This is a genomic window from Mycobacterium sp. ML4 (assembly GCF_054515735.1).
On the sequence record NZ_JBTNSY010000038.1, the window covers coordinates 19,203 to 33,267 of the forward strand.

12 protein-coding genes and 1 pseudogene are annotated in these 14,065 nt (G+C 65.1%); 4 read left to right on the forward strand and 9 right to left on the reverse strand.

Annotated features, from left to right (window positions below; all coding sequences use genetic code 11):
- Positions 1 to 127: 127 nt before the first annotated feature.
- From ACX9NE_RS27470 to ACX9NE_RS27495, 6 genes are read right to left on the reverse strand one after another with little or no spacing between them, the layout of a single operon-like run.
- Positions 128 to 1,318 carry a CaiB/BaiF CoA transferase family protein gene (locus ACX9NE_RS27470; RefSeq protein ID WP_459364866.1) on the reverse strand — a complete coding sequence of 397 codons (1,191 nt, stop codon included), beginning with the start codon at positions 1,316 to 1,318 and terminating at the stop codon, positions 128 to 130.
- Positions 1,311 to 2,246, reverse strand: a complete 936-nt coding sequence (locus ACX9NE_RS27475; protein WP_459364867.1) for an SDR family NAD(P)-dependent oxidoreductase — start codon at positions 2,244 to 2,246, stop codon at positions 1,311 to 1,313. The genes ACX9NE_RS27470 and ACX9NE_RS27475 overlap by 8 nt, the downstream gene beginning before the upstream one ends.
- Entirely contained in the window at positions 2,243 to 4,075 is a 1,833-nt protein-coding gene (locus tag ACX9NE_RS27480) for a flavin-containing monooxygenase (protein ID WP_459364868.1), read from the reverse strand. Before ACX9NE_RS27480 ends, ACX9NE_RS27475 begins: the two co-directional genes overlap by 4 nt.
- The gene (locus ACX9NE_RS27485; protein WP_459364869.1) at positions 4,072 to 5,250 is read right to left on the reverse strand and encodes an LLM class flavin-dependent oxidoreductase; all 1,179 of its coding nucleotides are present in this window, start codon (positions 5,248 to 5,250) and stop codon (positions 4,072 to 4,074) included. The genes ACX9NE_RS27480 and ACX9NE_RS27485 overlap by 4 nt, the downstream gene beginning before the upstream one ends.
- On the reverse strand, positions 5,247 to 6,608 hold the full coding sequence (locus ACX9NE_RS27490) for an aromatic ring-hydroxylating oxygenase subunit alpha (protein WP_459364870.1): 1,362 nt from the start codon (positions 6,606 to 6,608) through the stop codon (positions 5,247 to 5,249). Before ACX9NE_RS27490 ends, ACX9NE_RS27485 begins: the two co-directional genes overlap by 4 nt.
- Positions 6,609 to 6,620: 12 nt before the next feature.
- Positions 6,621 to 7,484 (reverse strand): SDR family NAD(P)-dependent oxidoreductase, encoded by an 864-nt coding sequence (locus ACX9NE_RS27495; RefSeq protein WP_459364871.1) that lies wholly within the window; start codon positions 7,482 to 7,484, stop codon positions 6,621 to 6,623.
- 173 nt (positions 7,485 to 7,657) lie between these two features.
- Between ACX9NE_RS27495 and ACX9NE_RS27500 the strand changes: the two genes are divergently transcribed.
- The 4 genes from ACX9NE_RS27500 to ACX9NE_RS27515 are packed head-to-tail and all read left to right on the forward strand — an operon-like array spanning position 7,658 to position 12,306.
- Positions 7,658 to 9,205, forward strand: a complete 1,548-nt coding sequence (locus tag ACX9NE_RS27500) for an SMP-30/gluconolactonase/LRE family protein (RefSeq protein ID WP_459364878.1) — start codon at positions 7,658 to 7,660, stop codon at positions 9,203 to 9,205.
- Positions 9,206 to 9,217: 12 nt separating this feature from the next.
- Complete coding sequence (locus ACX9NE_RS27505; protein ID WP_459364872.1) at positions 9,218 to 9,958, forward strand: GntR family transcriptional regulator; 741 nt, start codon at positions 9,218 to 9,220, stop codon at positions 9,956 to 9,958.
- Between the two features lie 4 nt (positions 9,959 to 9,962).
- On the forward strand, positions 9,963 to 11,534 hold the full coding sequence (locus ACX9NE_RS27510; protein ID WP_459364873.1) for an AMP-binding protein: 1,572 nt from the start codon (positions 9,963 to 9,965) through the stop codon (positions 11,532 to 11,534).
- 1 nt (position 11,535) lies between these two features.
- Positions 11,536 to 12,306 (forward strand): SDR family NAD(P)-dependent oxidoreductase, encoded by a 771-nt coding sequence (locus tag ACX9NE_RS27515; protein ID WP_459364874.1) that lies wholly within the window; start codon positions 11,536 to 11,538, stop codon positions 12,304 to 12,306.
- Between the two features lie 4 nt (positions 12,307 to 12,310).
- On the opposite strand, the gene ACX9NE_RS27520 is transcribed toward ACX9NE_RS27515, so the two are convergent.
- The 3 genes and pseudogenes from ACX9NE_RS27520 to ACX9NE_RS27530 all read right to left on the reverse strand — a co-directional run.
- Complete coding sequence (locus tag ACX9NE_RS27520) at positions 12,311 to 12,772, reverse strand: SRPBCC family protein (RefSeq protein WP_459364875.1); 462 nt, start codon at positions 12,770 to 12,772, stop codon at positions 12,311 to 12,313.
- A 75-nt stretch (positions 12,773 to 12,847) separates the two neighbouring features.
- The gene (locus tag ACX9NE_RS27525) at positions 12,848 to 13,708 is read right to left on the reverse strand and encodes a rhomboid family intramembrane serine protease (RefSeq protein WP_459364876.1); all 861 of its coding nucleotides are present in this window, start codon (positions 13,706 to 13,708) and stop codon (positions 12,848 to 12,850) included.
- A gap of 118 nt (positions 13,709 to 13,826) precedes the next feature.
- Positions 13,827 to 14,065, reverse strand: a pseudogene (locus ACX9NE_RS27530) (hypothetical protein); the annotation flags it as partial.

Here is a 14,065-nt window from a genome sequence, read left to right on the forward strand (position 1 = left end):
GATACGTCGCTGCCCCTCCTCTTGATCCGAGCCAGCTTAGGCTTGAGTTGTTCGGATCCGGGGTAGGACACGCGGGGATTATCGAAGACCCGCAACGGTTTTGCAGCCCGGGACGCGCGGGCACACATCAATCAGGTCTGACCGCGGTATCCGCTGCCTCAGCCTCGACGTAGGTGAGACCCAGTTCGCCAAGCACCTCGGCGTTGTGGGCACCCAAGCCGGGAGCCGGACCCGCGACCCGGCCCGGCGTCCGGGAGAACCAGGTCGGCACGCCCGGGAAGCGCACCGGTCCGTGCGCGCTGTCAACGGTCTCGAAGAACTCGACGGCTTCGAGCTGTGGGTCGTCGAACAGCTCCGCCGGACTCGACAGCGCCGATGCCGGGATCTGGAGCTCGCCGAGCAGGCCCAGCCACTCCCGGGTGGTGCGCTGAGCGAAAGTCTCGGCCAGCAGCGCATAAATGGTGTCGATCTGCCGTGCCCTGCCCTCCAGCGTGGCGTAACAGTCCGCCGCCCACTCCGGCCGCACCGCATCGACGAAGGCAGCCCAGTGTCTGTCGTTGTAGATCAGCGCCGACACGTAGCCGTCGCTGGTGCGGTATGGCCGTCGATTGGGCGCCACCGTGCGCGGATAAACCGCCGGACCCAACGGCGGATCGAACATGGCACCGTTGGCGTGCTCGACGAGCATGAACGAAGCCATGGCCTCGAACATGCCAATCTCCACCTCCTGACCCTCACCACTGCGTTCCCGGTGGAACAGGGCCATCATCGTCGCGTACAGCGCCGTCAGTCCGGCGACCTTGTCGGCCACGATGGTGCCCACGTAGTTGGCTTCGCCGGTCAGTTGCTGCTGCACGAAGGGTAGCCCGCACGCGGCTTGGATCGTGTCGTCGTAGGCCGGCAGGTCACGCCGCGGTCCACGCCGGCTGTACCCGTAGCAGTTGGTGTAGATGATCGCCGGGTTGATCGCGCTGACGTCGGCATAGCCGAGTCCCAGCCGGCCGATGGCCGCGGCGCGCATCGAATGGATGAAGATGTCGGCGCGCTCGATGAGAGCCCGCAGGGCTCTTCGACCGGGATCGCATTTGAGGTCCAGGGTGATCCCTCGCTTGCCGCGGTTGACGTTGACGAAGACGCCGCTCATGCCGGGAGCCGGGCCGACGGAGACGTAGCGGGTGTCATCACCCTGCGGAGGCTCGACCTTGATGACGTCGGCACCCATGTCGGCCATGATCTGGGTGCAGTAGGGGCCCATGACCATCGCGGTGAGGTCGACGACGCGGACGCCCGCCAGGGGGCCTGGGTTCGGCTCAGACATGGTGGGCATTCTCCTTGATCGCCCACGCCGCTGACTCGAAGCTGTACCTGATGTGATCGGCATGCCCGTCGGGGACTACCGGGAAGACCAGCGGAGCGCTGAGATCCCGGACCGCGTAGAGCTGTTCGGCGACATCCTCCATGGTCCACGCCAACCGCTGCACGCCCGGGCTCTCCGCGACCACCGCGCGGGCCACCCGGCCCGCGATGGCGATCAGGATCTCACCGGTCACCGGGCAGGACTCATGCGCGAGAAAGCCCACCACGGGCGCCACCAGCTCGGCCCCCATCGGCGGATAGGCCGAAACATCGAGTCCCTCAGCCATTCTGGTCACCGCCGACGGGACGATCACGTTGCACCGCACACCCTCCGCAGCACCTTCGAGTGCTACGACATTGGACAGACCAATCAGGCCGGCCTTCGCCGCGGCGTAGTTGGCGATGCCCTGGTTGCCGTACATGCCGCCGATGGAGGAGGTCAGAACGATGCGGCCGTAGCCGGCATCGCACATCAGCGGGAAGGCGGGACGTACTACGTGAAACGCTCCCCGCAGATGCACGTCGAGAACAGCCTCGAAGTCTTCGTAACTCAGCTCTTTCAGCGACCCGCGCCGCACGGTGCCGGCGTTGTGGATCAGGATGTCGATCCGCCCGAATTCATCGAGTGCGGTTCGGATGATCGCCCGTCCGCCTGCCGGGGTGGTCACCGACTCGGCGCAGGCGACCGCTTCACCGCCGGCCGCGTTGATCTCGGCCGTAATCTCTTGCGCCCGAGCGGTGTCCGCATCGTTGCCGGCCAGTGTGCCGCCCGTATCGTTGACGACGATCTTGGCTCCCCGGGCGGCCAGCATCACGGCGTATTCCCTGCCCAGACCCCTGGCGGCGCCGGTGATCACGGCGACCCGATCGTCGAACCTGAGTTCGTTCATCCGAGTTCGAGGCCCTCCAGCTCACCCGTGGCGCGCCACTGCGCGAGCAGTTCACCGAATGCGTAGAAGCCCGGTCCGTACGGCTCACCGAGGTGGGACCGGATTCCCTCGGTTCCGCCACCTTCGTTGTTGTAATAGCCTGGCGTGCATTCGGAGTCGAACTGGCTGTTGTCGATCGCGGTATCCCGGATCGTCCGGCACCATGCGTCTTGCGCCTCCCGGGTGGGCTCCACTGTGCCGGCCCCCCGTTCCAGCGCCTGCGCGATGATGTAGGCGATGTGTTCACCCTGCAGTTCGTAATTGGCGGCGATGTTCGCGGAGATACCGACCTGGGTGAAGCCGGTGAAAAACTGGTTGGGAAACCCGCGGCTGGTCATCCCGTGCAGCGTCCGGTAGCCGTCGCGCCAATGTTCGAAAAGTGACAGACCGTGCCGGCCTTCGATCGCCTCCATCGAGTACCGACGGCTCAGTTCCGTGGTGATCTCGAATCCGCTGGCGTAGATGATGCAGTCGACTTCATATTCGATCCCGTTGGCCACCAGCCCCTTTGCGGTAGCCCGCTCAACTCCCTTGGTGCCCGAGACGTCTACCAACGTCACATTCGGACGGTTGAAGGTCGGAAGATAATCGTCGTTGGTGCAGGGTCGCTTGCACAGGAAGCGATAGTAGGGCTTGAGCGCCTCGGCGGTCTCGGGGTCCTCGACGATGGTCTCGACCCGGCGCCGCAGCCGCTCCATGACCTTATAGTCCTCCTCCTCCCGGATCGCCATGAACTGCTCGGGTGTCATGGCCGCCGGATCAGGCAACGCCATGACCCGGGCAGCAGTATTGCGGCCGAGTTCGGTCCAGAAGTCACAGACGAGATCGGGCTGGCCCAAAGCCATTCCCTCGAACGTCCAGGCGTGAAAATTGCGTTGCCTTTCCTTTTGCCAGCCCGGTTGCAGTGTTTTCACCCATTCGGGATCGGTCGGGGCGTTGTTGCGCGCGCCGACGGAGGACGGCGTGCGTTGAAACACGTACAGATGCCTGGCATACCGGCCCAGAAAGGGCACGATCTGCACGGCGGTGGCCCCGGTTCCCACAACAGCGACGCGTTTGTCGCTCAGCCCGTGCAACCCGCCGGTGGCGTCGCCCCCGGTGTAGCCGTAGTCCCAGCGCGACGAATGGAAGCTGTGTCCTTGATAGTTCTTGATCCCCGGTATGCCGGGCAGCTTGGGCCGGTGGAAGGGCCCCGAGGCGAGCACCACGAAGCGCGCCCGGATGTCGTCGTCGCGGTTGGTACTCACCTGCCAAGACTTGATCTCCTCGTCCCAGCGCAGTGCCTTCACCCGAGTCGAGAACACAGCGGAATCGTAAAGCCCGTAATGCTTCCCGATTCGCCGGCAGTGCTCGTAGATCTCGCTGCCGTCGGCGAACTTCTTGCTCGGGATGAAGTTCAGCTCCTCCAGCAACGGTATGTAACAGTAGGATTCGTTGTCGCACTGTAATCCCGGGTAGCGATTCCAGTACCACACGCCGCCGAAGTCCCCGCCCAGTTCGATGATGCGGACGTCCTGCACGCCGGCCTTCTTCAGGTGGGCCGCGCACAACAGACCCCCGAAACCACCGCCGAGGACCGCTACGTCGATGTCCGCCGAGATCGGGTCACGAACCAGATCCGGCGAATACGGATCGATTTCGTAGAAGCCGGCGAAGTCGTCGACCAGCTCGATGTACTGCCGGGATCCTTCCGGGCGCAACCGCTTTTCGCGTTCCTGCCGACACTTTTCACGCAGTGCGGGCAGGTCGATGTCACCAGGGGTGACTGTCGGCGCGCAGTCCTCGCTCATGCCAGAGCGTTCTCCGGCAGCGCTGCGGCATGAAGCGGCGCAGCCATCTCATGCACTGCGGGCAGCACTTCAAGGGCGAACAGGCGGGCGCTGTCCATCGCCTCGTCGTAGGGCATGGTGCCGAACTGGGGGACGATGGTCAGCTCGGAGAACGAGCAGGCCTCCTGGGCCGCAACGATCCGCTGGTAGATCTCCTCGGGCGTTCCGATCAGCAGATTGGACGCGTGATAGCCCGGTGTCTTGGGGGTGCCCTTCGGCGCCGCGGTCACCGACGACGCCAGCACCGCGGTGGCGGTGGCCTCTCGCGCCGCGTACGCTTCGTATCCTTTGACGCCCTTGAAGTTCGACGCGTCCGCAAATCCGTAATGTACGGTGACATCGCGATTGGCCGTCCAGATCCACTCCTCGGACTTCGCGGCTTCCTGCGCGTCCGGCGTGCAGTACATGAACATGACGTTCTTGGGCTGACACGGCGGCAAACCCTCTTCCTTGCGAAAGATGTTCACCTGCTGAACTTCTCGGCCTGCGTCCTCAATCGGCTTGTTGCCCACGAACAGTGGGACCATGCCGCGGCGGGACAGGATCTCCAGCGACTCCGCGGTCGAGGACGAGCTGTAGATGCGGGAGAACAAATCGCGGCTCTGCGGTTCGGGGCGAAGCGACATCTCCGGCACCGTGAAGATCTCTCCTTCATAGGAGAATCGCTCGCCGGACAGCGCCATTTGCAGGATGTCCAGCGTTTCGTTGAACCGCTGCCGGCTTTCCTCGCGGGGCACACCGACGGCGTCGAACTCCCCCTTGGATACTCCACGGCCGATTCCGATGGTGTCATAACGCCCGTTGGAGATGATGTCGAGGTAGGCGATCTGGTGCGCCAACCGCACCGGGTGCCACCATGGTGCCACCACGACGAACGTACCCAGGCTGATGCGCTCGGTGCGTCCGGCGAAGTAACTCAGCGCTTGAATCGGGTTGGGCGTCATACCGTATGGTGTCCCACAGTGCTCCGGCATCCAGATGCCGTCGAAGCCGAGCGGTTCGGCCAGGTCGGCGATCGCCAGGGTGGCCTGCACACACTCCCAGTCCGGTGTGGCCGGCGGCCGACTGAAGTCTTTGGCAAGCACACGCTCCCAGTCCTGCGAGTTGTGTGCTCCGAAGCCGAGATTGACCTTCATCGTTGCATCTCCGTCTCTGTTGCCAAGGGTTGCGGGGCGCCGGTCCCCATGTAGGTCGCGAGGTTGCGGTGCAGGTTCGCGGTGCTGCGTTCCATATAGGGGTTGGGCTTGGGCCCGCGGAAACCGAGTGACTTCATGCCCTGCTGCACCGCGGCCATATTGGAGAAGTCCTGCGGCAGGACACTGCGCCAGTCCGGGTCATCCGGTGGTGCATACACCCATTCAGTCTGCGGCTCTTCACCTTTGGGGTACAGCTCGTAGCAGGACGCTTCAAAGATGCACTGGTCGGGATCGTAGCCGTGTGGTCGTGCGCTGTAGCACAGCGCCGTGGTCAGGCCCTGGCCGATCTGGAAATTCGGAAAGATCTGCCAGGCGGTGCCGCTGTTCGCCAGATGCTCGGGATCGATGGTGGGCCACGTCACGCCGCGCGCTTCGTCGTCCTTCCGGGCCGACGACAGCCAGTGGCTGAGCACCTGATCGGCCGGGGCATCAGCCGGCAGTTCGTCGACCAGGCGCAAGGCCGCGTCCACCAGCGTCCTGGTGGTGGTCGCGTTGGTCTCCTCGAGGGTGTAGAGCTGCATCTCGGCGGTCGACACACGCGGGTCGGTGCCGGTACCGAGGCGGATCTTGGACCTGGTTTCGGCAAGGTCCGTGGGCGCGTCGTAGCCGATGTTGCTGTGCTTTCCGTGCGCGGCGGCCCACCCCCGGAAATTGCCGAACTTGTTGAATTGCGGATGAGTGGTAGCGACGTGATATGTCTCGTTGAAGGCCTCCATCGCCACCTTCCAATTGCAATGGAAATGCAGCCACTTTCGCCACTTGCAGCGCATGTCCTGCAGATTGAACGGATCCAGCATGGTGGCGGCGGGTTCCAGGTAGTCGCGCAACGGCTCGGCTGCGGGGTCCATGTTGATCCAGATCCAGCCGCCCCAGGTGTCGACGTGGACGGTGCTCAGATGCGTGTTCTCCGGGGTCAGCGCACCCTGCCAGTCGTCGCGTTCGGGGATGTGGATGCAGCTGCCCTCGTGGTCATAGGTCCAGCCGTGAAAGCCACAGACGAACGACTTCTTATGCCCGCAGGCATTTTTCGCCGCAGCGGGAGTGTCCACCAGGCGACGGCCGCGGTGGACGCACACGTTGTGGTGAGCTTTGAACGTGTCCGGACCCGTGCGCACCACCAGGATCGAGTCGTCGAGGATGTCGTAGGTCAGGTAGCTGCCCACCTTGGGCAGTTCCTCCACCCGGCCCACCTGCTGCCATACCGTGCGCCACAGCTTGTCTCGTTCGGCGCGGGCGTAGTCCTCGGAGAGGTAGGCCTCAACCCCGATGATGACCGGTGCCGTCAGATCGTCATCCATATGCACTCCCTGCTAGTCCCACCGCTTGATCGCGTCGCGGAAGGACTCGTCTTTGAGAAAGAGCGGGGTGTTGTCGGCCCGCAGATGCCCCCACTTGAGATTCAGGCCGCCGTCGACAAGCAACGTCTGACCGGTGATGTAACTCGACAGATCTGACAGCAGAAACAGTGCGGCGCCGGCCACCTCGTCGGGGCGGCCCCGCCGCCCCATCGCGATCGCACGACGGTCGCGGTCGGGATCGTCATCGGTGTAGGTCTGCGATGCCGGTGTGGCGGTGACGCCGGGCGCGACGGCATTGACCCGGATCGGTGGCGCTCCATCCTCATACGCAAGTTCGACCGCCATGGTCCGGGTCACCGCCACGATCGCCGCTTTGGCGGTGCCATAGGCGACGTGGAACGGCGCAGTGTTCATCCCGCTGATCGACGAAATCGAAACGATGGAACCGGGGAGCTTGCGGCGCTTCAGTTCCGCGGCCACGGCCTGGCTCATGAAGAACATCGTCTCCAGGTTCTGCGTGAACAAATCACGCCAGGCCCCGCGCGTCACCCGGGTGAACGGCATCCACGTCGACGGGTCCGCGCCACCTGCCACGTTCACCAGCCCGTAAAGCTGACCGTCGGCGTGCGTCGCAGCCTGCACGGCAACGGACACGCCCGCATCGCAGGATACGTCGGCCGCCACCGGGACCACGGACAGGCCTTCGCCGATCAACGGACCGATGTGCTGGTCGAGATTATCGCGGCCCCGGCTGACCGCAACCACTGTCGCCCCTGCTTCGGCGACAACCCGCGTCACCGTGGTACCGATGCCGCCACCCGCGGCCCCGGCCACCACCACGACCCGCCCCGCGAGGCTCAACGGTCCGGAGTTCACCGAATTGTCCGGACAAGATAATGGCGTGCACTCATCAGAGAGCATGATTCTCTCGTCTTGGCCCGCCCGTCAAGGCCGGTGGCTGGCATGCTGGTGGCTATTGTCTGGACCAATCGGTGATTGCTATCGTGCGAGCGGTGAAGGCTGCACGCTACAGCGCCGGGCGGCCGCCGATGCTCGCCGATGGTTGGACCCTGACGCGGCTCACCCAGCCCAGCCGACTGTTCGGCGCCAACGGTCTGCGCACGGGCCCGGACGGCCGCGTCTACATCGCTCAGGTCACCGGTAGCCAGATCAGTGCGCTGGATCTGGCTACCGGTGAGATCGAGACCGTCAGCGCCAAAGGCGGCGACATCATCGCCCCCGACGACCTCACATTCGACGCGGTGGGCAACCTGTACGCGACCGAGGTGATGGACGGACGGGTGAGCATGCGCGACGTCGCCGGCAACACCCGGGTGCTGCGCGACGACGTACCGTCAGCCAACGGCATCACGGTTCACCACGGCAGGCTGTTCGTCGGCGAATGCCGCGCCGGGGGACGCATTCTGGAACTCGACCGCGGCGGCGGGTCGCCAACGGTGTTGTTGGACAACGTGCCCTCGCCCAACGCCATGGAAGTCGGCCCCGATGGGTTGTTGTACTTCCCGGTGATGGGTGCCAACGAAATCTGGCGCATCGACCCCGACGGCGGTGACCCCCAGTGCGTCGCGGGCGGTCTGGGCATACCCGATGCGGTGAAGTTCGATACCGACGGCCACCTCGTGTCGACGCAGGTACACAGCGGACAGGTGCTACGCATCGACCCCCGCACCGGGCAACAGCAGATGCTGGCGCAGCTGAACCCGGGTCTGGACAACCTGACCTTCGTGGACAACCGGCTGTTCGTCTCGAATTTCACCGGCGAGATCACCGAAATACTCGGCGACGGACAAACCCGGACCATCCTGGACGGCGGGCTGAATTGGCCGCTGGACCTCGCGGTCGCCACCGACGGCCAGCTGTACATCGCTGACGGGACGTACTGCTACGTCCTGCGTGCGGACGGCACGCTGCGCACCGCCGGCATGCTGTTCAGTCCGGGCTACCCCGGTTTCCTGCGCGGACTGGCGGTGGCCGGACCCGGCGAATTCATCGTCACCACCTCCAACGGAGAGGTGGCCCGTTATCGGCCGGCTGACAACGAAAGCGCGTTGCTGGCAAAGGGTTTCGACCAGCTTTACGGCATAGCCGTCGGCCCGCGAAGCGGCGTTGTGGTGGCCGAGCTGGGCACCGGGCGAGTGCTGAGCATCCGGGCGGGCGAGGTCGAGGTGCTGGCATCGGGCCTACGTGAGCCCGTCGGTGTGGCCATGGCTCCCGACGGAACGTGCCTGGTCTCGGAGGCCGGCGCCGGGCGGGTGCTCAAGCTGGGTTCGGGCCCGCTGATCGAGGGACTGCAGCGGCCGCAGGGCCTGACGGTGCTGGGTCAGCAGGTGTATGTCATCGATTCCGGCGCAAAGCAACTCGTCGCCGTCGACCTGAACAGCGGGGTCCGGCGCACTATAGCCACCGACCTGCCCGTCGGTGCGCCACCCGGCGTCGTCCCCAAGCCGCTTCGCGGAATGCCGCCGTTCTCCGGGCCCCAGGGGCCGTTCGCCGGCATCGCAGCCGGACCGGACGGCACGCTGTATCTCTCCGCTGACGCGGACGGCAGTGTGCTGGCACTGCGCCGGGAAAACTGAAGGGGTACCAGGTTGTCTGAAGCAAAGGTGGCCGACCACCGCTACCTACAGGTGGCTCGCACACTGCGCAAGGAGATCGTGGAAGGGGTCTATCCGGTCGGCTCCCAGCTGCCGACCGAACACGAGTTGTGCGAACGCTTTGCGGTCAGCCGGTACACCGTCCGCGAAGCGCTGCGCCGGTTGCGTGACGACAATCTGGTCTCCTCACGGCCACGCACCGGAACGCTGGTGGTGCCACGACCGTCGACGGATTCCTATGTTCAGCATGTCATGTCGATCAACGACCTGCTGGACTTCGCCACCGGCACCCGATTCGCGATCGAGTCCGTCGCGATGATCACCATCGACGATGACCTGTCGGTGCTCACCGGCTTGGTCGTGGGCGAGCAGTGGCTGTCGGTTCGCGGTGCACGCCAGGCTGCAGCTTCCACGTCTGCGCTGTGCCGCACGGACTACTACATCAACCGTGAATTCGCGGCGGTCGGCCGGCTCCTGCAACGACATGAAGGGCCGATCTTCCCGTTGATCGAAGACTTGTTCGGGCTCAGTATCGTCGAAGTGCGCCAAGAGATCACCGCCGTGCTGCTGTCCCCCGAGCTGGCCGTGGGACTCGACGCCGAACCCGGCAGCCCCGCACTGCAGGTCCTGCGCACCTACCGCGCCTCCGACGAACGGGTGGCCCAGGTGACGATCAACACGCATCCGGCGTCCCGCTTCCGGCATTCGATGACGATGCGGCGAATGCGTGGGTAGCAGGATGATCGGAGGGCGCCGGGTTCGATGGGACGACGAACGCGCCAAACACGCTTATGCTCATGCACTTTGGCGGCGAGAAACGCTGGCGGACGCGCTGCGCGTGGCCGCCCGGGACACCCCCGGGCGGGTGGCACTCATCGACGGCGATCAGCGCTTGACGTGTGCGGAACTCTACCGGCGGGCGGCAGCGCTGGGACAGGCATTGCATGCGCGGACGACGCCGGGCAGCGTGGTGTCGTTCATGCTGCCCAATTGGCATGAGGCGGCGGTGATCTACCTGGCCATAACGCTGGCAGGCATGGTGGCCAATCCGGTACTGCCGTCGCTGCGGGAGCGGGAGCTGCGGTTCATCCTCGAGGACGCAGACAGCCGGATGGTGTTCATCCCGTCGACGTTGGGAGATCACGACTACACCGCAATGCTGCAACGGGTGACCGCCCAGCTGGAATCGCCGCCGGATGTGGTTGTGCTGCGCGGAGATTGCGAAGCCGGCCAGATTCCGTTCGGTGCGCTGGTCGCCCCTGTCGCGCCGCTTCCCGGGTTGGAACCCGACGCGGTGCGTCTGATCCTGTACACCTCCGGCACCACCGGAAGGCCGAAAGGCGTTCTACACAGTCATAATTCGATCCACGCGCTGCTTCGGCAAATCGGTGATCACTGGCTGGTCGAGCCGGGCGACACGTTCATGGTCGCCTCACCGATCGCTCACATCGGCGGGTCCATCTACGCCTTCGAGGCTCCCTTTCTGCTGGGTGCCACCGCGGTGCTGATCGAACGCTGGGACCCCGACGTGGCGGTGGGGCTGATGGTGGGTGAACGTTGCACACACATGGCCGGTGCGACGCCGTTCCTGGAACAGTTGCTTGCCGCGGCCCAGCGCGCCGGCACCCGGCTGCCCGACCTGAAGGTGTTCATCTGTGGCGGTGCCTCCGTGTCGCCATCGCTGATCCGCAGGGCAGCTGCACATTTGGAGTCTTCGGTGGTGACCAGGGTGTACGGATCCACCGAGGTGCCGGTCACGACGGTCGGTTCCCTCGATGACCTCGATCACGCGGCCGACACCGATGGGCGACCGGGTGTCGCCGACGTCAAACTGGTGGACGGCGAGATCCGGGTTCGCGGACCACAGATGTTGGTCGGCTACCTGCATGCCGACGACGAAAACGACTCTTTCGACGCCGACGGATACTTCCGCACCGGCGATCTGGCGCGCTGGGTGGACGACGAGTATCTCGTCGTCACCGGACGGGCCAAGGACATCATCGTCCGAAGCGGCGAGAACATATCGGCCAAAGAGGTCGAGGACCTGCTGGCCGACCATCCGGACATCGCCGAAGTCGCGATCGTCGGCGTACCAGACGCCCGCACCGGCGAGCGGGCCTGCGCTGTCATCGTACCCGCGGCGAAGCCGGGACCGGACGTGACGAACCTGCGTGCCTTCCTGGCGGCGGCCGGTATTGCGCGTTTCAAAGCGCCTGAGCAGGTGGTGATCTGGGAGGGTTTGCCGAAGAATGACGCGGGAAAGGTGCTCAAGCATCAGATCAGGGCGGCACTGATGAACGCGGAGCTGTGACATGCAGGTAGCGATCGTGACGGGAGCAAGCGGCGACATCGGATTCGGTTGCGCGACAAAGCTTGCCGAGTCCGGTATGGCGGTGTTGGGGACGGGACGCAACGAGCGCAGGCTCGCTGAGCTGGCGGCGGCGATCGGTGACCCCGGCCGGGTCGGCACCCTGGCTGTCGATCTCGTCGACGACGACGGACCCCGGCAGATCGTCGCCGCCGCCGTCTCCCGCTGGGGTCGTGTCGATTTCCTCGTCAACGCTGCCGGCGTCGGCAGCCCCAAGCCGCTGCACGAGACCGACGACGAATCCCTGGACTATTTCCTCGGTTTGATGCTGCGCGCGCCATTTCGGTTGGTGCGTGAGGTGCTGCCCTACCTGCAGCCGGGGTCGGGGATCGTCAACATCACCTCGACCTTCGCGGTTGTGGGCGGCATGCGAGGTGGTGCCTACTCGGCGGCCAAGGGCGGACTCACCGCGATGACCACGCACATAGCCTGTCAATACGGGGCCCAGGGGATTCGTTGCAACGCAGTGGCTCCCGGCGTCATTCAGACCGCCATGACCGAGCATCGCCTAGCCGACGAACGGTTCCGGCGCATCAATGTCGAGATGACGCCGCACCAGCGGTTGGGCACGGTCGACGACGTAGCCAGCACCGTAGCATTCCTGTGCTCGCCTGGTGGTGCCTTCATCAACGGCCAGACCATCGTTGTCGACGGCGGGTGGAGCGCCACCAGGTATCTGTCCGAGCGCGCGTTGAACGCGCAATGGAAAACCTGAGCAGTCAGGCGAGTTCGAAGTGGCGCCGAATGCCGTAGAGCATCTTGGTGTGTGCCTTGACCGCCTGACGAACCGTGAACGAAGCCAGCGGCCGGGGCGCGGCGAAGCGGATGCGTTCGGTGACCCGGGTACCGTCGCCGATCGGCTCGAAGCGCACTGATCCGCGCACCCGCACCCCCGGTGACTGGTCGGCCTCGGTGAGTACGTCACCATGCAGGGGAACATGAATCCGAGCCCGGTAGGTGATCTTCATGGTCACGGGTCCCAACGGAATCCGATCTACCACGCGATAACTCACTCGGTACCCGTCAGGAGTTTCGGTACGGGACAACAGGTCAACCGAGACGATCAGCGGGTGCACCAGCCTGATGTTGTCCAGGTCGACGTAGTAGTCGCGCACCTGGTCCGGTGACGAAGGGACCTGTTCGGTCAATGTCCGCTCGGCGTGAGCGGTCCACCAGCTCATGGCAGTCAACCTACTGCGCGGGCGACCCCTCCCCCGCGAGCGGGCACCCCACCCCGCGAGCAGACGCAAAAGGGTTCAGCTGAACTGGGCGAGGAGCGACGCCGTGCGCCACCACACCAACGCCCCGTACAGCACCAGCATCGCCACCGTCGCCGCCGCCTGAACGGCGTCGCGTCGCTGCCGCGGCGCATACACGTACGCCGCGGCGATCACCGCACCCGAAACCAGCCCGCCCAGATGTCCCTGCCAGCTGATCTGCTGCGAACTGACCAGGGGTGCCACGAACGTGAACGCCAGGTTGACGACGATCACCGCGCCCACCCACCGGACGTCGAGGGTGAGTCGTTTCGCCACCACGAACGTCGCGGCAAACAGACCGAACACCGCTCCCGATGCGCCCGCCGTCGGCGTGTTGAGCGGTGCGAGCAGGTAGACCAGCACCGAACCCCCCAACCCGCTCACCGCGTACAGCGCGCTGAACCGCAGCCGGCCCAGCCACATTTCCAGCGGCTGGCCCACTACGTACAGAGCCCACATGTTCAGCAGCAGATGCGTTGGGCCGTAGTGCAGGAACGCCGATGTCACGAGTCGGTAGTACTGACCGTCGGCAACCGCCGGCGGCCACAGCGCGAATTGCCGCTGCACATCCGGGATCGCCATCTCGGCGATGAAGGCCAGCACGTTGACGGCGATCAATGCGAGCGTGACGACCGGCCGTCCCGAGCGTTCCCGGCCACCGAATCGGGTTCGCTGCGGCCGTACCGTTCGAGCACCCTCCTGTACGCACTCCACACATTGGTGACCGACGGCGGCGCTGCGCATGCAGTCACCACAGATCGGCCGTTCGCACCGGGTGCAGTGGACGTACGTCTGGCGGCCGGGGTGCCGGTAACAGGTGGGCGCGTCGACCGGCGACTGCGTCTCATGTCCTTCCATTGCTTACCCACCTTAGCCACTTCGAGCCAGAAACTCGGCGGATGATCCGGCAGGTGGCGCCAATGAGCCGATTACTCTATCAAATGTATTGTGCTGCAAAAGATTAGATGAATGCGAGCTAGTTGGCTGGTTCGGTCGAGCGGCGTGGGTAGCTCGGACTGCGATCAGGATCGGAGTCCCGCGTCGCGTCGACACGAGCCTGGTCGCGGGCGTTGGACGGATAGGAGGCATCGACACACCACCATGCGTCGCACAGCTTGGCCCACCATTGTGGCACAGGTAGCGGGGAGGCACCGCAGCCCAGTACGCCATAGGAATTGGGGTCGCCATCGCCATTACCCGGCGTCGATGCCACGA